At 36.2% G+C, this 18,924-nt stretch carries 24 protein-coding genes; 8 read left to right on the forward strand and 16 right to left on the reverse strand.

Going from position 1 to position 18,924, the window contains the following annotated elements:
• Positions 1 to 113: 113 nt before the first annotated feature.
• From KD050_RS09250 to KD050_RS09260, 3 genes are all read right to left on the reverse strand, one after another.
• Positions 114 to 1,160 carry a P-loop NTPase family protein gene (locus KD050_RS09250; protein ID WP_211895878.1) on the reverse strand — a complete coding sequence of 349 codons (1,047 nt, stop codon included), beginning with the start codon at positions 1,158 to 1,160 and terminating at the stop codon, positions 114 to 116.
• 417 nt (positions 1,161 to 1,577) lie between these two features.
• Positions 1,578 to 2,093, reverse strand: coding sequence for a GNAT family N-acetyltransferase (locus KD050_RS09255; protein WP_211895879.1), 516 nt, complete (start codon positions 2,091 to 2,093; stop codon positions 1,578 to 1,580).
• A gap of 32 nt (positions 2,094 to 2,125) precedes the next feature.
• Positions 2,126 to 2,872, reverse strand: a complete 747-nt coding sequence (locus KD050_RS09260; RefSeq protein ID WP_370627205.1) for a MerR family transcriptional regulator — start codon at positions 2,870 to 2,872, stop codon at positions 2,126 to 2,128.
• Between the two features lie 91 nt (positions 2,873 to 2,963).
• On the opposite strand from KD050_RS09260, the gene KD050_RS09265 reads away from it, so the two are divergent.
• Complete coding sequence (locus KD050_RS09265) at positions 2,964 to 3,659, forward strand: CPBP family intramembrane glutamic endopeptidase (protein ID WP_211895881.1); 696 nt, start codon at positions 2,964 to 2,966, stop codon at positions 3,657 to 3,659.
• Positions 3,660 to 3,786: 127 nt separating this feature from the next.
• Here the strand turns inward: KD050_RS09265 and clpP are convergent, their stop codons facing one another.
• The 7 genes from clpP to KD050_RS09300 form a co-directional block, all read right to left on the reverse strand.
• Entirely contained in the window at positions 3,787 to 4,362 is a 576-nt protein-coding gene (gene clpP, locus KD050_RS09270; protein WP_211895882.1) for an ATP-dependent Clp endopeptidase proteolytic subunit ClpP, read from the reverse strand.
• 14 nt (positions 4,363 to 4,376) lie between these two features.
• Entirely contained in the window at positions 4,377 to 5,192 is an 816-nt protein-coding gene (locus KD050_RS09275) for an RNA polymerase sigma factor (RefSeq protein ID WP_211895883.1), read from the reverse strand.
• Positions 5,193 to 5,284: 92 nt separating this feature from the next.
• Positions 5,285 to 5,842: an isochorismatase family protein gene (locus tag KD050_RS09280; RefSeq protein ID WP_211895884.1), complete on the reverse strand. Its 558-nt coding sequence runs from the start codon at positions 5,840 to 5,842 to the stop codon at positions 5,285 to 5,287.
• A gap of 21 nt (positions 5,843 to 5,863) precedes the next feature.
• The gene (locus tag KD050_RS09285; RefSeq protein WP_211895885.1) at positions 5,864 to 6,604 is read right to left on the reverse strand and encodes a hypothetical protein; all 741 of its coding nucleotides are present in this window, start codon (positions 6,602 to 6,604) and stop codon (positions 5,864 to 5,866) included.
• Positions 6,605 to 6,621: 17 nt separating this feature from the next.
• Positions 6,622 to 7,410, reverse strand: coding sequence for a GNAT family N-acetyltransferase (locus KD050_RS09290; RefSeq protein WP_211895886.1), 789 nt, complete (start codon positions 7,408 to 7,410; stop codon positions 6,622 to 6,624).
• The gene (locus KD050_RS09295) at positions 7,407 to 7,982 is read right to left on the reverse strand and encodes a tetratricopeptide repeat protein (RefSeq protein ID WP_211895887.1); all 576 of its coding nucleotides are present in this window, start codon (positions 7,980 to 7,982) and stop codon (positions 7,407 to 7,409) included. The genes KD050_RS09290 and KD050_RS09295 overlap by 4 nt, the downstream gene beginning before the upstream one ends.
• Complete coding sequence (locus KD050_RS09300) at positions 7,979 to 8,485, reverse strand: GNAT family N-acetyltransferase (protein ID WP_211895888.1); 507 nt, start codon at positions 8,483 to 8,485, stop codon at positions 7,979 to 7,981. The genes KD050_RS09295 and KD050_RS09300 overlap by 4 nt, the downstream gene beginning before the upstream one ends.
• A gap of 476 nt (positions 8,486 to 8,961) precedes the next feature.
• Between KD050_RS09300 and KD050_RS09305 the strand changes: the two genes are divergently transcribed.
• Positions 8,962 to 9,249, forward strand: coding sequence for a YiaA/YiaB family inner membrane protein (locus KD050_RS09305; protein WP_211895889.1), 288 nt, complete (start codon positions 8,962 to 8,964; stop codon positions 9,247 to 9,249).
• A gap of 40 nt (positions 9,250 to 9,289) precedes the next feature.
• Here KD050_RS09305 and KD050_RS09310 read toward each other — a convergent pair whose 3' ends face one another.
• Positions 9,290 to 9,838 carry a histidine phosphatase family protein gene (locus tag KD050_RS09310; protein WP_211895890.1) on the reverse strand — a complete coding sequence of 183 codons (549 nt, stop codon included), beginning with the start codon at positions 9,836 to 9,838 and terminating at the stop codon, positions 9,290 to 9,292.
• Between the two features lie 218 nt (positions 9,839 to 10,056).
• Between KD050_RS09310 and KD050_RS09315 the strand changes: the two genes are divergently transcribed.
• From KD050_RS09315 to KD050_RS09330, 4 genes are all read left to right on the forward strand, one after another.
• Entirely contained in the window at positions 10,057 to 10,602 is a 546-nt protein-coding gene (locus KD050_RS09315) for a GNAT family N-acetyltransferase (protein ID WP_211895891.1), read from the forward strand.
• A 117-nt stretch (positions 10,603 to 10,719) separates the two neighbouring features.
• Complete coding sequence (locus tag KD050_RS09320) at positions 10,720 to 11,103, forward strand: potassium channel family protein (protein WP_211895892.1); 384 nt, start codon at positions 10,720 to 10,722, stop codon at positions 11,101 to 11,103.
• Between the two features lie 108 nt (positions 11,104 to 11,211).
• Positions 11,212 to 11,994, forward strand: a complete 783-nt coding sequence (locus KD050_RS09325; protein ID WP_211895893.1) for an ABC transporter substrate-binding protein — start codon at positions 11,212 to 11,214, stop codon at positions 11,992 to 11,994.
• 114 nt (positions 11,995 to 12,108) lie between these two features.
• Entirely contained in the window at positions 12,109 to 12,735 is a 627-nt protein-coding gene (locus tag KD050_RS09330) for a class I SAM-dependent methyltransferase (protein ID WP_211895894.1), read from the forward strand.
• 334 nt (positions 12,736 to 13,069) lie between these two features.
• Here the strand turns inward: KD050_RS09330 and KD050_RS09335 are convergent, their stop codons facing one another.
• The gene (locus tag KD050_RS09335) at positions 13,070 to 13,375 is read right to left on the reverse strand and encodes a DUF3817 domain-containing protein (protein ID WP_211895895.1); all 306 of its coding nucleotides are present in this window, start codon (positions 13,373 to 13,375) and stop codon (positions 13,070 to 13,072) included.
• A gap of 26 nt (positions 13,376 to 13,401) precedes the next feature.
• A complete protein-coding gene (locus KD050_RS09340) occupies positions 13,402 to 13,743 on the reverse strand; it encodes a zinc ribbon domain-containing protein YjdM (protein WP_211895896.1) in 342 nt (113 codons plus the stop codon).
• A 151-nt stretch (positions 13,744 to 13,894) separates the two neighbouring features.
• On the opposite strand from KD050_RS09340, the gene KD050_RS09345 reads away from it, so the two are divergent.
• Positions 13,895 to 14,044: a hypothetical protein gene (locus KD050_RS09345; protein WP_175454042.1), complete on the forward strand. Its 150-nt coding sequence runs from the start codon at positions 13,895 to 13,897 to the stop codon at positions 14,042 to 14,044.
• An 81-nt stretch (positions 14,045 to 14,125) separates the two neighbouring features.
• Here the strand turns inward: KD050_RS09345 and KD050_RS09350 are convergent, their stop codons facing one another.
• The 3 genes from KD050_RS09350 to KD050_RS09360 all read right to left on the reverse strand — a co-directional run bounded on the left by KD050_RS09350 (position 14,126) and on the right by KD050_RS09360 (position 18,077).
• Positions 14,126 to 15,733: a thiamine pyrophosphate-binding protein gene (locus KD050_RS09350; protein WP_211895897.1), complete on the reverse strand. Its 1,608-nt coding sequence runs from the start codon at positions 15,731 to 15,733 to the stop codon at positions 14,126 to 14,128.
• A 430-nt stretch (positions 15,734 to 16,163) separates the two neighbouring features.
• Positions 16,164 to 16,796 (reverse strand): FMN-dependent NADH-azoreductase, encoded by a 633-nt coding sequence (locus KD050_RS09355; RefSeq protein WP_211895898.1) that lies wholly within the window; start codon positions 16,794 to 16,796, stop codon positions 16,164 to 16,166.
• A gap of 129 nt (positions 16,797 to 16,925) precedes the next feature.
• On the reverse strand, positions 16,926 to 18,077 hold the full coding sequence (locus KD050_RS09360) for an MFS transporter (protein WP_211896256.1): 1,152 nt from the start codon (positions 18,075 to 18,077) through the stop codon (positions 16,926 to 16,928).
• 99 nt (positions 18,078 to 18,176) lie between these two features.
• Between KD050_RS09360 and yeiL the strand changes: the two genes are divergently transcribed.
• Positions 18,177 to 18,842 (forward strand): transcriptional regulator YeiL, encoded by a 666-nt coding sequence (gene yeiL, locus KD050_RS09365; RefSeq protein WP_211895899.1) that lies wholly within the window; start codon positions 18,177 to 18,179, stop codon positions 18,840 to 18,842.
• Positions 18,843 to 18,924: the final 82 nt, after the last annotated feature.

Here is an 18,924-nt window from a genome sequence, read left to right on the forward strand (position 1 = left end):
CTAAGTAAGTTTCTCGTGATAGCATTAGTTCCATTCAAGAGCACTTGATATTTCTCATCAACAGCAAAACAGCAGCTGAAAAAGTTCCAACTGCTGTTTTAAAGTTAACTTTTTTACTTTAAGCTTCCAACATATTTCAAGTTATCTACCGATTCCTCATCTGCCTTGCCATCTAAAATAGATTCGACATCTTGCAATGTTTGGGACAGTGAAACTTCTAGTCCTGCTTGACCAGTAAAGGACTCTGCAACATAAAAGGGTTGTGTGAAATAGGCCTCCAATCGTTCACCACGCTCATATATCTCCAATTCATTACTCCTTATTTTATCCAATCCATGAACAACAACTAATGACCGAAGCTCTTTATAACGTCTAAGTAATTTCTGCGCTCTCTGCCTTAAGTTAAAATGACGTTGATCCACGTCCACTCCTTCCACAAGAGAAGAAGTGGAAATAATAGGTTGAATAGCAGGAAAAAGATGACGCGCTGCAAGGTCAGCATCCAATTGCCATACTGTTTCTAACGGTCCAAAAGGAATATCCTCATCGACAACTTCTCCAGAAAGGTCCAAAAGAATCGTTGTAACATTTTTTATTCCCTCTGTGACCATTTTTTCTTGCAGCTCTAATAACTGACCTGAAATCACATAACTCCTATCGGTTATCAACAGGATATCCCCAGAAATTTCTGATAATTTCAAAATTGTCTCTTCAATGGATTTAGTCAAATAATTTGCTAACCCAGTAATACCCTCTGTTTCAAGTTCATCTTGCTGTCCTTGAGGCAATAAAAATATCGTCGTATACTCACTGTCCTGAAACCTGTGCATAAGTTCTCCAAGAATAACTAGCTGCCCCATTCCAGGCCGTGCAACTAAACCAGTTGTCCCCTCTTTCACTAATGGCGCAAAAAAGTCTAATGCTTTAATTTTTGTTTCAATCATATTCAACTTCTCACCCCGTATGATTAATTCATCTAACGTACAATTCGCTAAAGAAGCTAGACCTACAAGGGTCCTAACCTCCGCCTTCCCTAAATCGATCTTCCCAGTGCATAAATTTGAAACAGTGGCTGGTCTAATTCCTATAGATTTAGCTGCTGACGTCAAATTGGGTACCTTCCTTCTTAATAAAGCAACATTCAATCGTATATCTTCCACACTACCCCTCCTTAGTTACTCTTAATAGTAAAATAAATTACTTTAAAAAACAATTTATTTTATTTTAAGAGTAATTATTTTTACTCCGAAAAAAACACCAGGTAAATCAACAATGTTAGTTGTTGATTTACCTGGTATTTTATTCTTTTAATTGTACTTAAAGATTTATTTAATAAATTTATCTGAGAAAGCAGTATGATTCATCAGTAATAGATAATGTTTCTTGTACTTTTGCAGTGTTGTGAACAACAAAATAATCCGTCCAGAAGCAAATGTCTTCCTCCTCCACAGGTTGATTTACGACAGGTTCTTCTCGCACAGGAGGTGCTGAAGTATCATCTTCCTGCTTCGGTAAAGTTTCTGTTTACTCTATCAATTGTTTTATCAAGATTATACCTATATTCTATAGATTCCACATTAGAAGATGTTTATTTCCTTATAATATATATTAGTTCCATGTAATTCCCCGTTTACTGATTTTACATAGTTAGGAATTTTCCCAGCTTTTATATATCCTAGTGAATTATATAAAAGATTAGAAGGATCGCCCTCTCTTGTATCTAGAATTAATAACGACTTTTTCTCTTTGACGGCAACCTCTTCTGCTTTTTCCATCAGAAGACGGCCTATACCATTTCGACGGTAATGTGGGTTGGTCATCAGCTTGACTATTTCTGCCCGGTGAAGTCCATTCAGCTTAGTGCACATATGCAACTGGATACTACCGATGATTCGATTATTTCGTTTAGCAACAAATAGATGAACATTTGGACTCAACACTTCCTCCCAGTAGTTCATAGCATCCACTAATTCCAATGGTGGTAAGAATCCAATAGAACCCCCATCTTCTACCACCTGAATGAGGAGTTCTGAAAGTTCCTCAGTATGTTCACCTATAGAAATTAACTGCTCAATTTCTAACTCATTAAACACAACTATCACCCCTTAATTTATTTATTACCAAATTATATCGATGTAGAAACAGAAATACCTTTACTTGCTTCTTCTATAAACTGAAGTATTTCCTGGCTAATCGGATAGAGACCTAACGCTTCGGATGCATTTTCAGATTTCCGAACTTCCCAGAATTTATCGGCTAGGTCTTCATTAGCAAATGTAGTACTGGATAAGATGTGGATATCTTCTGCTATAATTTTTCCTTCTGGAGAATTTGGTGATTTACCTTCAGCTAGACAAAGTTCAATCCTTTTCATCAGATTGATCCATTTTACTATAGTATCTGAATCCTCTTCTAATTTTGGCAAGCTAGTTGTTAAGGTTGCTCTTTCCTCATTCGAAAAAATTTCCTTCCACACATCTTCCTTGTTATACGTTTGGTGTTGTTGGAAAAGCGGCACTAATTCTTCCCACCTTAGCGTCCCTTCTAGCTTCATAATATTGAGTAAAGTGTTCGTATGCTCAAGGGATTTCTGTAATTGCTGCATATCTGCCTTTAGTCTTTCTTGGTGTATCTTTAGTATGTCAGCAATGGAGACTCGCTCGATAATCTGCTTTATATCCTTTAGCGGTAACGAAGCTGCTTTTAACAAAGTAATCTTTTCGAGCAATAGTAGGTCTTCTTCAGAATAAAGTCGTTTACCGCTTTCGTGAATCATCGTTGGTTTAAGTAAATTTATTTGGTCGTAATACCGGATAGTACGAACCGAGATGTGAAGCTTTTTTGATACCTCTCCTGTTGTGTAGTGAACCAAATTCATCCCTCCAGATAAAATGTCTTGCAGGTAACGTTGCGTCACCACTTATTCTAAAAATAACATAATTAGTTATTGGAGGAATTATAAAATGAAAGAATTTTCATTTAAATTTATGTATTGGTCTTGGAAGGAACTAATACTGCTGTTATTTATGACCTTTTTATTTGTTCCTATTGCTATTGAAAACCTGTTACAGAAGGCTTTGTATGTATTTTTTGAAGACAGTCTCTATTCAGGCACATTAACAGGACTCTTGATGGCTATTATTTTTACTGCAGGAGTTTATTTCATCGCATTGAAACCACATAACCTCGCCTGGCGAGCTGTCGGCTTCAACACTTTCCAAAGTACATATTGGAAGACTATTATATTTTGGACGGGTTTTTTAATAGTAATTAGTGTCGTAATCGTTATATTAATGGAGCTCCTCGGTGGGACTACAGAAAATACAAAGACAGAAAGCCTACAAAATAATATGGGAATCTGGTCAATTCTGATCGCTTTCGCATCAGCTGCTATCATTTCTCCTATTTATGAGGAGATTTTCTATCGGGGCTTTCTTTATAGATGGTTTAGAGTGAAGTGGGGAGTGTCAGCTGGGATATTACTTAGTTCCATCATATTCATGCTTGTACACATTCCTACCTATAATACCTTGCCTATCAATTTCCTTACGGGTGTTGTATTTTCTTGGACTTATGAAAAAACTGGATCCATATATCCAGGCATAATAATACATGGTGTTTTTAATGGCATTGCTGTAGCCTTAACTGCCCTAGGCTAAGAAAAGCAGCAGACGACGCCATGTAACAATCGAGCTGCTGAAGTCTGTGACTGAACAGATAATGAGTAAAAGCATATACTTTCTATTTTTTAAAAACTCCTCACTAAGTAGAGTGAGGAGTTTTTCGTTATACAATTTGATCGATAATACCATAACTTTTTGCTTCTTCTGCTGTCATGAAATAATCACGGTCGGAGTCTTTGGCTATTTTTTCAATGGTTTGACCTGTTCGTTCTGAAAAAATACGATTAATCCTTTCTTTCATCAGAAGAATACGTCTGGCACTGATTTCAATGTCACTCGCCTGACCTTGTGCTCCTCCAAGTGGTTGGTGAATCATAATTTCACTATTCGGTAAGGCAAAACGTTTTCCTTTTGCACCTGCAACTAATATGGTTGCACCAAATGAAGCAGCCATTCCCGTACAAATCGTACGGACATCTGGTTTAATAATTTGCATCGTATCATAAATCGCAAACCCAGAGCTTACTGAGCCTCCTGGACTATTGATATATAAAGAAATATCCTTTTCGGGATCATCTGCTTCTAAAAATAATAGCTGCGCCACGATATTATTAGCAACGACGTCATTGATTTCTGACCCAAGGAAAATAATACGATCCTTCAACAATCTTGAGTAAATATCATATGAACGCTCGCCATGTCCCGTTTGCTCTACAACATATGGAATTAGGTTAGACATTTTCTTTCCCCTTTCTATGCTATAGCTAAAAGCTCCTCTTCTTTCCAAAAAGTAATCAGAGATAGTACTCTGGCTACTTCTGTTTGATAGAACGGAACAATTAGCACTTCGCCATTTTTCTTGAGGAACGAAATTAGCACGTAAGAAGAGTTGCCCTGCACGTAGGAATGGACGATAGAGTGACTTTGGGAAACAGGACCTCTTTTTCCGCTTCGCATACACGGTTGTTGTTGATCATTCTGGTAAACGCGAATAACCTCATACGGATTGCCACTCCCCCATGCCTGTAAATAAGACATGGTTGTTTCGTCTTCAACGTCATATTGATAGGATTCATTGCATCTATGCCTTGCATTTTTCCTAGCCCTGTTTAGAGCCGCTTTGATAGAACCTTCACTAACCGAAAGTAAGCTTGCGGTCTCTTTCGATGAGTAGCCAAAACCCATGACAAGTAAAACCACTACCCTTTGCTTTGCAGACAGTTCATATAGTAATGCAAAGATTTTTGGAAATAGCTCTTCCGAAGGTCCCTCTTGATAGTTATAATTGGACATATCTTGATGCAAATTTTCTTCTATTTTTCCTTTACGATGTTTGTCGATCCAGGCATTAGAGGCAATCCGAAACAAATAGGACTTTGTCATTTGCTTAGGCATTTTCATCCAACTTATATATGCTTTTTCTAATGTCTCCTGCATCAAATCTTCGCCATCCCATTTTGTGCGTGTTAGGGATAAACAATACTTCCTTAAACTGTGCATAAAAGGCTTAATAGCCAGCTCAAATTCCTCTTTCAATTCAAACGGAGTTTTTTCAACAAGCGGCCGCATGTTTACCCCTCCTTTAAATTTGTCTTTCACTTATATAAACGGAAAAATAGACTGAAAAGGTACGGTCAAAAAAAATATTTTAAACTTACCACTTATCGATGTGTATCATGTAATGGTTCAAATAGATCTTCTGCAGCGTTTCTTACCATTGAAAAATTATCTACATTATAATGTCCATGTAGTATTTTATTGTGATGATTTATGATTTGCTCTGCGGTAAGAACTGAGGAACCTTTTGTTGAATGTCCATCACCAACTAACGTTACATCCAATTGTGATACGGTTGCAGTTCGTACTGCTGTATCTATGCAATGCTCCGTTTGGCAGCCCATAATCACAACATGTTTAACCTCCTGCTCCTCTAAAAATTCTTTTAACCCCGTTCCATAAAATGAGTTTGTTGCAGCTTTATCGAATGTCTTTGAGTGTGTTGGTATAGCAATATCCTTATGGACCTGGAAACCTTCACCTTTTCCTTCTGCCACATCTGTATCTCTTACAAAAACGATTAAAGCATCTGACTCTGCGGCTTTTTTAATTACTACATTGATATTTTCAATTAGCTGTTCTTTTTGAAAAACACTACCCTCTTGGTTATTTCCTTCTATTAACTCCTGCTGCGCATCAATGACTAATAATGCTTGTTTCATAACAACAACACCTCTTTTTATTTATTTTATAATATCTTCAAAGTACTGGACTAATGAAGTTTCCCTTCCTTGCTCATGCCACTTTTTATATAATATAAAAACCCCGTGGATATCCCCATCCAACTTTTCTAGCAAGGATTTAACTTTTAAATAACTTCTCCAATAATCAAACATAATGCTAGAAAGAGAGCCCTGGTAAGACATAGAACCAAAATCATTCAAATCATTCTGACCATAATCTTCTGTAAAAGTGTTCACTAGCTCCTGTTCAATAGCCGTTATTTCTTTAAATTGTTCTTCAGTTAAACAATACTTTCTCGGCAAATAAAAGCACATTCCTTCTTCAAACCAAATACTATCATGTCGTTCATCCTCAAATTCATCTACGAACAAATCAATATGATGCGTCAGTTCATGTGCCAGAATGACAAATAATTGGTCAGTACTGAAGTTTTCATAAAAACTTTTAATATGGGGTATGGCCTTACCATCCAATTGAGAGACCAACAAGTTTTGCCATTCTTTTAAAATCGGAGATATATAAATAATATCTTCTCTTGTGAATGCTGGTATTGGTATAGACGAGAAGGTAGTAGTCACAAGCTCTGCTGTTGTCCAAAGTACTCCTTTAGGAATAGTCGTCAATTGATAATGTTGCTCCAATACTTGCTGATAATCCTTTAGTTTTGCCATCAATTCTTTTGTAATAATTTCATATTCTACCGCTTCTTTGGGTGTCTCAAATGCTAAAATACTCTTCATGTTACTATCTTCACCTCTTAAAATTTACTCCATATCGCTTTTGTATAGGCCAGTTTAAGTCCTGCACGTTCCATATTTCGATGACTCCCACTTCCATATGTAGCCTCGCTAGTTATGTACCTAGCTCCTTTTTCTATTGCGATTTCAATCCGCTTTTGCAGCAATTCAGACTGTACTCCCATATTCCGATATTCAGGTAAAGTAGCAGCTGCTGCTAAAGTTGCGAGCTCCCCTTGCACATTTAGAACCGCAATTCCTACTGGAACCTCCTGCTTGTATGCAACGTAAAATTCCCAACCCGGAACTTCAAATAGAACTTCATTGTTTTGCTTAATCCCATCTTGAATAAAGGGCGGAAGCCGGAATGCAGCCACGTAAATCGAAGCAAATAAATCAAATTCATCTTTCTTTAGTGAACGAATTTCTAGAGCAGGTATTACACTCTGGCTCCTTAAGCCTTTTACTTCTCCTATAAAAGATGCATGAAAGCCAGATTGATACAACCCCATTTCAGCTAGTTTTCTAAATAACATTTCTGAACTGTTCTGAGGAGCAATCTCGACTCGAAAATTAATCGAAAGATTCTCGTAGAAACGAAAGATTTCTTCTATATGTGAGATATCCTGTTCATTCAATCCCCGAACCGTATTAAAGGCTGGACCCGGAATATGTTTAACAGCAAAAGCACGTGTTGTGCCCTTTACTAATTGGTGGACCCCCATTGGATTGCCCCGGATGGATTGAATTGCATTTAACCTAGAGGCTAATGTTTGTATTTCTGCCTGCTCTAGTGTGTTTAAGTTCATTCTAATCCCCCATAACGTTTAATAAAATTTAAAGCCCTTTGTGTCGAATCGATAAGTGATTCATCTCCTTTTTGCACCCTTAAATCCATTGCTTTTCGGAAACATTCATCTGCCTCACCTATTTCTTCTATCTCTAAAAGGCATTTCCCTTTATGCTGATAAGCAAAATCTAAAAGCTGTGAATTCTCCTGCTTAGCACATTGATCTATCGCGGCATTAAATTTACTCAGAGCCTGTTGGTGTTTACCAGCATATTTCAAAGCTTCCCCTAGGCGAATAAGATTACTTATCTGGTTATTTCCTTCACTTAATTCTACTGCTTTAGAAAGAGCTTCAATCGCAGGTTTCACTTCTCCTTTTATACGATACAGGTTTCCTATCGTTCCATAAAAAAACAACAAATCCTCTAATGGAAACGGATTACTCCACTTTAAAATTGCACTTTCAAATTCGCTAATTACATTTTGTATAACATCTTCATCTGAACATTTCTCTCGAAGAAAATTGTTTTCGTCAAAATAAATGAATGACTGTAGCGTCCCTAGTTTTTTCTTTAAATCTTCTATTTTCAAGACTTCACCCATTCCATTAATAGGTGATTATCTTCTAAACCTTTTACAATTAGAAACCCGCATTTTTCATAGCATTTTATAGCCTGTAAATTAGTGCTTTTGACATCCAGAACCACCTTAGAAACACCAAGATTTGAGCTTAAGCACTCTAGCAAAGTATTAATCATCTGAGTCCCTATACCTTTACCCCATAATTCGGGCTCTCCGATAAATTGGTCAATCCCGTAGATAGACTCTTCCAAAGGATAGCCGTATATCTTTAGCTGCTCTTTTGGGGTTTTATAATATTGTATATATCCTACCAGTTCATCTTTATATTCCACGATACAAGGCACCACATAATGATCGTTGTTGATTCTCGGACCATATTTAGAAATGACCTCTTCTAATGTTAGCCTTGGACCGTAATTTTCTATGACTAAATCATCATTCAGCCATTTTACCATGTACGGATAGTCACTTTCGCTCATAGCTCTAATGTTCAACTCATTTGTTTGAATCATATTACTCCACCTTTATTTGCCACAAAAATTTGGAATATGGGAATGGATATAAAAACCCTTCATTAACGATTGTCCATCATCAAACAAGGACATATCACACGTTTCTCCTAATACCGTTTCCAATGTGACATAGTGACCTTCCGGAAATTCCACTTCTTCTGTACCTTCTCTTCTACTATTATTTATTTCCTTTAAAATTTACTTAAGCGTTTTCTCATCAGTTACTTCAAGTAATTCTTCTGAATCCTTACATTGGATTGTCGCACTTTCCAACTCTTCTGTAATTAGTGGATTGCAATTACTACATGAAACGAGCACAAGTAAAATCAGTAAGCAAAAAAATAAAACATCTTTTTGGATAAAGACACTTTGATGCCCCCACTATTATATTTTAAAATATTTCATATTTTCATTCATTTCTATTGAAATAATATACATACAATAGTAGTGACAACCAATCCAAAGGGGAGTATGACATGAATCAAAAAAGGTACCGCAGAAGAAATACGATGGCATTTACGGTACTCGCTTACTTTACGTTATTTGCCGGTGTGTTCATGTTCAGCATTGGTCTTTATAATGCAGACAACTTGCAGCTTAATGAAAAGGGATATTATATTGCAGTCATGATTCTAGTAGCAGTTGGGGCGATCCTTACCCAAAAAGTTACACGAGACAATGCAGAAGATAACGACATTATTGCCGAGCAAGAACAAGAGCGACAAATGAGCAGTAACCGAATTTCACCTAGCACAAAAGAATGATAAAAAAATCTTAAATCCTGTCGTTATATACACAGGATTTTTATTGTTCAATTCTGTTGATGGTTATAATGCCATTAACTTGCTCTAGTACAAAAATATCTGGGTTTTTCATCTCTTGCCATTGGGCATATCCAAATGTCGAATCATAGTGATTAATGAGCAGAGACAAAATGTTTCCATGAGAAGCGATCGCTACATGATGCATTTGCTTACTTTCTAAAACCTCATCTAATACTTTTCTTATACGTGTTAATGCGTAATTACTAGACTCTCCACCCGAAAATATTAAATCTCTCTCTATAAATGTTCTTTCCAGTTTTTCTAACCAATCCTCCATAGGATCAGCACTAAGCACTCGTTCTTGTAATTTGTCTTCTATGATAATTGGAATTCCTATACTTTCCGAAAACGGTTTAATAGTTTGTATTGTTCTTTTATATGGACTCGAAATAATATGATCGATGTGGAATTTCTCTAAAATGGGAACCAGCTCTAAAGCTTTTTCTTTTCCTTCGTTAGTTAACTCTGCCAAAGGTTCTTGTCCTGTTGCCTTACAATGTCTGATTAAATAGATTTTCTTTCCAGTCATCCTCTCACCTCTCTACTTTAAATTCGCCATTTCTACTTTTATTCCTGTTAAATATATGAATTTTCGGAACCATTGTATATACTTAGTTTTAAGTAATTAAAGAGGAGTGATTAATATGAAAAACGTTCTACAGGTGATTGAGAAGTAAAAGGGAATTCTCCCTCTCTTTTCAATCCAATAAAACTAAACAATACTACGGAATGAAAAGAGGAATAATTTTGTATCAAGACTATGAATTAGTTATCAGACCTATTAAGAGTAAGGATTTAACTAGACTATGGGAATTAATGTGCAAGGATGAAAAGCCAGAGTGGAAAAAATGGGATGCTCCCTACTATGAATACAAATCAGTACCATATGACACGTTTATGGAGAAAGCCGATTCATATATTGATCGTGAAGATTTCTGGGGAATTGAAGTAGATGGTGTGCTAAGAGGAATTGTTTCTTATTATTGGGAGCATGAACCTTCCAGATGGTTGGAAATGGGCATTGGATTTCATGAAGCTGGTAGCTGGGGAAAAGGATTAGGTACCCGCGCACTAAGCCTTTGGATGAATCACTTATTTACTACTTTACCTCTTGTTCGAGTTGGCTATACAACTTGGTCAGGTAACCACCGTATGATTCGGGTCGGCGAAAAACTAGGAATGACAATGGAAGCTCGTATTCGAAAAGTACGTTATTATAATGGGCATTACTATGATTCGATTCGGATGGGGATATTACGAGAAGAATGGGAAAGTATTACACACAACAGTTAATCCAAATTGTGTCGTATAGTACAATATAATACGGGATCTTCATACTTATTCTAAGTAGAGTGGGACATTTATTGATATACTACTTAAATAACAATCTAATATGTAGGTGAAATCAGTATGTTGTCCTTTGTGTTAACCGTAAAAAGGTTTCTAGAAGCTTTAGTTAAGGCTTTTAAGAATCCTATGTTCTTATCCCTCTTTACTACGTTATTTCTTATAATTCTTTCTGGTACCCTCTTCTACACGAAAAAAGAAGGATGGGGTGTCCTAGATGCCATATACTTCTGTGTTGTAAGTCTAATCCCAACTGGGGTTAATACAAACTTATCACCTGTTACAAATCTAGGTAAAATTTTCACAATGTTTTACCTGGTTGTAGGTACAGGAGTCATGTTTATTACACTACTTACCTTAGGGAAAACTATGATCAGTACTAATGCTTTAGAAGAAAGAAAAACAGTGGGACAAAAGAAACTGAATGATTATAAAAAGAAAAAATAATTATTTGAGCTTAAAAAAGTGAGGATGTTCAATGGAACTCCTCGTTTTTTTGCTTTTTAGATATTTAACTAACTAATTCCATAGAGGAATAATTAAAGGAGGAACATGATGACGCACGAAGTAATAGATCATCTTGGGAGAAAAGTAGTTCTCCCTAAATCACCTAAGCGTATTATTTCCGTATGCCCTGCCATTACAGAAACACTTTTCTCTCTAGGGTTAGAAAAGGAAGTAGTTGGCCGAACAAAATATTGTATATTTCCACAAGATATTATAGAAACTGTACCAATTGTTGGAGGCACAAAAGAAGTAAATCTATCTAAAGTAAGAGAGCTTCAACCAGATCTTATATTCGCAGAGAAAGAGGAAAATACAGAAGAAATGGTGCTGGAACTCGAAAAAATAGCACCCGTTTTTGTGTTGGAGGTAAAAACAATCCAGGATGCATTTAGGTTTATCACTACACTAGGAGAGGTTACAGAAACAACAGAGAATGCTCGTCCTCTGTTAGCTTCCTGTCAAAAATCTTTTCAATCCATAGAAAGTAAAGAGAATGGAAAAGCTGCATATGTTATTTGGCGAAAACCTTATATGGTTGTCGGTGGTACAACTTATATAAATGATGTGTTACATGTTATGGGCTTTCAAAATCCTTTTACTAATGAAGAATCTAGATATCCTGTTGTAACAAGAGAACAGCTTGCAAATGCGAGACTGAATAAACTTTTTCTTGCATCTGAACCATTTCCATTTCAAGAAAAGCATCTAGCTGAGTTCCAATTATTTCTCCCAAATACTGAAATAATATTAGTTGATGGCGAAATGTTTTGGTATGGCTCCAGAATGCTAGTAGCTGGAGAGTATTTAACTAAATTAGTGAATAACATGTAGATACTTTTATTTAGAAAAGGGCACGCACTCCTTAAAAGTAAAACCTGTTTTTACTGTTTCTGGAGTGCTTTGAACTGAACCAAATTAAAATAAAGCATAAAGGAGATAGAGACATTGGAATTTTGGGAATCCAGTTTTATAGAAAAACAAACTATGTGGGGATTTGAACCTACAGACTCCGCAATCTTAACAAAGGATTTTTTCCTCGAAAAAAATATTAAGGATATACTGGTACCAGGTATTGGATACGGTAGAAATGCAAAGGTTTTTATTGACAATGGAATCAATGTTACAGGTATTGAGATTTCAAAAACAGCGATTGATTTGGCAAGGCAAAATGGGCTTGATATAAGCATTTTTCATGGTTCAGTATCTGATATGCCATTTGATAATAAACTCTATGACGGTATATTTTGTCATGCGCTTCTTCACTTATTGAATAAGAATGAAAGAGAAAAATTTATTAATGGTTGCTATAATCAGTTAAAGCCAAATGGTTATATGATTTTTACAACTGTTTCTCAAAAAGCCCCAATGTTCGGTAAGGGAAAACAATTGGATGAAGACTATTTCGAGATTATGGAAGGCGTAAAAATGTTTTTTTATGATTCTGACTCCATAAAACAAGAATTTGGAAAACATGGACTGGTAGATTTTACAGAAATTGATGAGCCGAGTAAAGATATGAAAAACAAACCTTCAATAAATTTTATAGTTGTAAAATGTAAGAAAGAATTATAAAAAATAATTTAGCTTCACTAAAATAAATCGATAATAATATAGCAACAAGTTCTGTTCAAAACCTACTGAAAACGGTAGAAACAGGATTTGAACTTTAAGGACTGGGCATCTTTTTTTGCCCGGTTTTTTTTATGCAACAATCGGACAGCATTCCCTATTTGTGAATAAATCTACTTAAGTTAACGGGGGCTTTAGTTAAACAAATAGAACTATACATTTGTGAAACCAAGTGTTTATGTATCTAAAGGGGGATAAGACAATATAAAACGAAAATTACTAACCATCGTTTTAACTTTTTTAAAAATACCTCCTTCACTATTGTGAAGGAGGTATTTTAGTTTTGGAAACGTGGTTCCATCTTTTTTAATTTCCAGTCATAGACAAAATTACCGAAAGGAATAAATGCTACTGCCAAAGCTAACATAGACCAAATAATATTCCACCTTAATCGAATTTGAGCATTTAAAATAACAAGCACATACGCCACAAAGATAAAACCATGCACAAAGCCAGCTATCGTAACTGCCATTGGTATATCCATCCAATACTTTAGGGGCATTGCAATACATAAGAGGATCACTAAGGATATTCCATCTAAAATGCCAGCAATTCTTAATTGTCCAAGTGTCGTTTTAATCATATAATATTACACCCACAATTCTTAATCTATATCTTTTTCACGAATTCCGATTTTAGTTTCATCGCACCGAATCCATCAATTTTGCAGTCGATATTGTGATCTCCATCTACCAAACGGATACTTTTAACTTTTGTACCTTGTTTTAACGTAGAAGAACTTCCTTTTACCTTCAAGTCTTTAATGACCGTTACTGCATCTCCGTCTTTTAAGACATTTCCATTTGAATCTTTAATGATTTGTTGTTCTTCATTGCTTTCACTTGCTGCCTGCTGTGACCATTCGTGTGCACATTCTGGGCAGACAAGGTTATTTCCATCTTCATATGTATATTCTGAATTACATTTTGGACAATTTGGTAAAGCCTCCATATATTATTCCTCCATTCACTATTATTCTCCATTCTAATGTATTGCTATTCTCCATTCAACCACTTACTTGCTCCATTTGTGTCTAGATGTTTACCACATTCTTCCGATGGGTAACTAATCTATAAGACAATAACGGTAGGAGTGAACTAAAATGGAGGAAGAAAAACGTGTAGAAGTACATCGCGAGGAAAGAACCGATTCCGGAATGGTTGGCGCTACTTTCATCAAATACGCTGCATATCTAATCATATTCTTTGGTGTCCTTTGGTTCTTAATCTCATATGTATTCCCAATGTTTTAATAAGAAAAGCGATATCCCCATTCAAATTTCAATGGAGATATCGCTTTTGTATATGGAATAGTTATTCCTAACCTATTGCTTTTATTCCGTTTCCGGAAAGAACGCCTGAGCAGTTAATACATTCACTAAACTTGGTCCCACTGTTCCAACTGCGTTTTGGATAGTAGATTCTAACTCTTCCTCTGCTTGTACTCCAAAGGCTGTCCAACCACATGCCTCAGCTAACTTTATAAAGTCTGGATTCGTTAGTTTAGTTCCTATTTCCTTTAAATTCGCTGCTTGAATTTTATCGCTTTCCATCTGCAAAGAGCCATTATTGAATACAATAACTGTAATGTCTAAATTGTAGCGAGTAGCAGTCAAAAGGTCTGCAAGCACCATCTCAAGACCACCATCTCCTACAATACTAACTACTTGTTTCTCTGGTTTCTCCATTTTCGCTGCGATTGCTGCCGGTAGCCCAAAGCCCATTGAACGCCAATATCCTGAAAAAAGTATGGTCTGCTTACTTTGTCGGAAATTACGATTCATCCAGACAGTTACATCTCCAGTGTCTATTGTTAGTATGGCGTCTTCTGCAACCGATTTCTCTATCGCCCGAACAATACGTGAAGGATGTAATGGGTAATCGTTATTTTTTCCTTCCTGTTCGTTCTCGTTGGCCCATTTCGTTTTTATTTGTTCAATGCGATTAAGCCATTCGTTATTCGGCTCATATCCGTCGATAGATTCCTGAAGAAGTGGGACAACTTGCTCTGTTTTACCTTTAATAGCTAGTTCTACAGGAATACCACTTGTAGCACTCTCAATATGTGTATCAATTTGAATGATTCGAGCTTTCTCAGGAACATAACCTTCTGGCCACCAGGAAACACCTGCAAGAAGTACAACATCAGCCTCTTTAAAAACTTCAGATGCATAAGGGTTTCCTCCTTCACCAATTCCTTGGAGAAGATATGGAGTCGCTTCCTCAAAGAGTCCTTTCCCACCGAAGCTCGTAATAATTCCAGCTCCCCATACCTTAGATAAGCTTTCGATTGCCTCAGTGGCTTTCTGAGCTCCTGCACCAGCTAAAATAATTGGAGATTTTGCAGTTTTCATCAGAGATGCTACTTCAGTCAAGTCATCACTTTGGAACGTCTCTGCTCCCTCGATTACTTTAGGAAGTGGTCGTGCTACAACTGAGGTTTCTTTTTCAAATAAATCTTTTGGAATAGATATATGAGTAACCGCTCGTTGTTGCAATGAAATTTGAGTAGCTTTTTGTAGTAGCTCTACAATTGCATCTTCACTTGCTAAATTTGCTGAGTAAGTAGCAAATGGTTTGAATAACTCTTGCTGGTCTACATATTGCTGAAAGTTGGTCCCAATTTTATTTAATGGTGCTTGACCCGTGAGCGCTAGTACTGGGGCCCTGTCTGCATAGGCATCTCCTAACCCATTGAGAAGATTGGTTGCTCCCGGTCCCATTGTAGAAGTACAAACAGCAAGTTTTCCAGTTAGCTTTGCTTCGGCAGAAGCCATAAAGGCTGCAACTGATTCATGTTTTACTGCAATGAATTCAATCTCATCCTGCTTTGCTAATGCATCTAATAGTCCAATAATTGTATCTCCCGTAACACCATAAATACGCTTCACTCCATAGTAAGACAACTGATCCAATATCACTTCAGCAACTGTTTTTCTCATATACTAACCTCTCCTTTATATTTGCATATATTTAAAAGATGCCCTTAATCCTTATTAAATAAACTTTTTTATAAGGAATTGGTAAGTATGGATATTCAGTTTCCTACGATAGTTTTACATGACTTTTTAGGTATCTTAGTCAATTTCATAAAGAAATAATTAGCAGTAATATCCGAACAAAGTTGGTTTCACTCCAACGTACCTTCATGTTTTGAAGCTAGCGTAGCGATGCAGAAACAGGCGGACGTTTTCCGTGGGCACGGCTTCGAACTCCTCGGGCAAACAGGATGTTGGTCACGAAGGCATTGCCACACGAAGTGGAGTTTGTTTTTTTTCCTACTGGAGCCGCCGCCCTGCGCCCAAAATCTAAATAGAAAAAGCGTTCATAAAGTCTCGTAAAAGACTCCATGAACGCCTATTAATAATATTTTTATACTAATTGTTTTGAAAGTTTTGTAGCAGCAGCTTTAACTTTTTCTAGGCCCTCTGCAACGATTGCATCTGCTTGTGCAGGCATCGCATTATGTCCTTCAATTACTACTTCATCCACGATTTGCATACCGAAAACGCCACCTAATACATTTTTCATGTAGTTAACTGCCATTTCCATTGGTGCTGCTTCTGGTGAAGAATAAATACCACCACGAGCATTTAAGATAACTGCTTTTTTGTCAGTTAATAATTGTACCGCTTGACCATTTTCGTCATATTTGAAAGAGAAGCCAGCTTGGTAAATATAGTCGATAAACACTTGTAATGGTGCTGGAATTGTTAAGTTCCATAACGGGAATGCAAATACTACTACATCAGCAGCAGTTACAGCGTCCATTGCTTTTTGTTTAGCAGCGATTAAACGAGCTTCTAATTCTGTTAACTCTACTCCATCTGATAATTTACCGAATGCATTAAAAAGGTCTTGTCCGATAAAAGGCATGTCTTCTGCAAACACATCGTAAGTTGTTACGTTTGCACCTTCTAAATTTTCCATAAATGTATCATACATTCTGCTAGAAATACCTTCTGCAGAAGGACGGTTGTTTGCTTTAACTACTAAAATATTCACTATTAATTCCTCCAATGTTTTTATTACATTGGTTATGATATCAATATATTATGCTACTTTCAATTATTTTGAATTCAAAACGAATGAAATAATTATATTAGTTCACCCATTTTTCACAATTTCATTAGTTTAGTAGTTTAACCTTCTACGTGTGGCAAGAATAATAATGATTGCCGGAATAGTACATAAAACCATTCCTAGGAAAGATAAACCTGGTTGGATTTCATATAGATATCCCCCGGCAAATGTTAAAATAGCTGTGCTTAAACTTAAAGCCAACCCCGAATAAATACCTTGCGCATTGGCAATTTGTTCTTTCGGTAAGGATGAGTTCAAATAACGGATGAATGCAATATGCGCCATCCCAAAAGACAGAGCGTGCAATGCCTGTGAAACAATAAAAACACCAACATTTGGGAACAGAAAGATTAAGACCCAGCGAAGTGTAGACCCACCCCCAGCTAGTAAGAGTAACGAGGAAGGTCTCCAATTAGCCAAAAAGCTATCTGCTTTCAAAAAATACAAAACCTCAAAAATTACGGCAATGTTAATAATCATTCCAATATAAAACGAATTCACTTGCAATTCTTGTAAATAGATATATCCATAATTGTAATAAGCCGCATGAGCACCCTGCAGTAAAAATACGATAACCAATACAACCGGAAATGTTTTGACCTTCCAAAGTTCCTTCATCGATAGCTTTTCTTTTCTATCTTCTACAGTTGGTTTCGTAAGCAAAATAGCCGGAGTTGGCATACATAGCTTCGTCAATAAAATAACTAATCCAACAAGCATACTCCATAGAATCGCTTGCTCTCCCCAAAATCCAGTTAAAATACTAATAATTAAAACCGCAATAACAAATCCGATTGATCCATAGGAACGACTTTTCCCATAATGAATCTTTGCCTGTTGTACAAGTGCAGAGGCACTACTTTCAATGGCAGGAAGTAAGGTCGGATACACTAAACTGAATAATAAAGTAATAATAAGTAGCGCTACGCTAGATTTTGCAGGAATATACAAAATTGTTGCAAATAGGGACAGTATAGTTAAACTGAGTATTATTTTTTTATTACTCATATATTTGGACATAAATGGAAAAACAAACATGGTGGAGGCTGCACGGGCGATTAAACCAAAAGCCATAATCATGCTCGCATCCGCTACGGTTAAATTTTTATCATGAACTAACCAGCCAGTCCAGTAAGGTAAAAAGATTCCCCAAGTGAAAAAGAAAGTAAAAAAGCTTTGGGAAAGCCAGCGTTGATTGTTAATCATTTTACAAATACCTCCATTCGCTAGATTGAATGATAGCATGAGTCAAATTATAATAATAGGAGATATCTCATATATTTGAAAGGAGCGAGACCAAATATGAATACGCTAGATGGTGTAGAACGGGCATATTACATAGAAAACTCTGCAATTCAGTCCCTTTTTTCTTTTGATATTTCTCCCTTTGTACAGGTATTTGAATTTGAGAAAGGTGATTTTATCATTCAAGAGGGGGCAGAGCCTGAATACCTCTTTTATATGGTGGAAGGCAAAGCAAAGCTATATGTAACCCACAAAAACGGAAAGGTTTCGTTGATAAACTTTTTAACTTCTCCTATATTTATGGGAGAAATTGAGTTGTTGAATGAAGAAAAATATTCGAAAAGCATTCAAACTAGCTCAAAATCCATTTGCATAGGGATTGCAATAGAAAAATGTAAAGAAAAATTACTAGCAGATGCTCACTTTCTAAGGTATTTATGTGTATTTTTAAGCAATAAATCAACGGTCCATTCTGCCAAATATACAAAGCATCAAGCGTATCCATTAGAAAACAAACTAGCAGAATTTATACTTTTGTCCTCACACCAGAACGTGTACAAGGAAAAACATACGGAAATTAGTGAATACTTTGGCGTATCATACCGCCACTTACTTCATACATTTGCTCAATTATCTGAAGCTGGAATTTTAGAAAAAATGAAAATGAGCTACAAAATATTAAATAGAGAAAAGCTTCAGGCATTAGCGGACGAAATAAAATAAATTGTATCTTCAATTAGATGGATTTTCTTTATCCCATTTGATTGAAAATTGAATTCTGGCAGAAAAAACTGCGGTATGTGGT

It is taken from the genome of Psychrobacillus sp. INOP01, from assembly GCF_018140925.1.
Classification (GTDB): Bacteria; Bacillota; Bacilli; order Bacillales_A; family Planococcaceae; genus Psychrobacillus.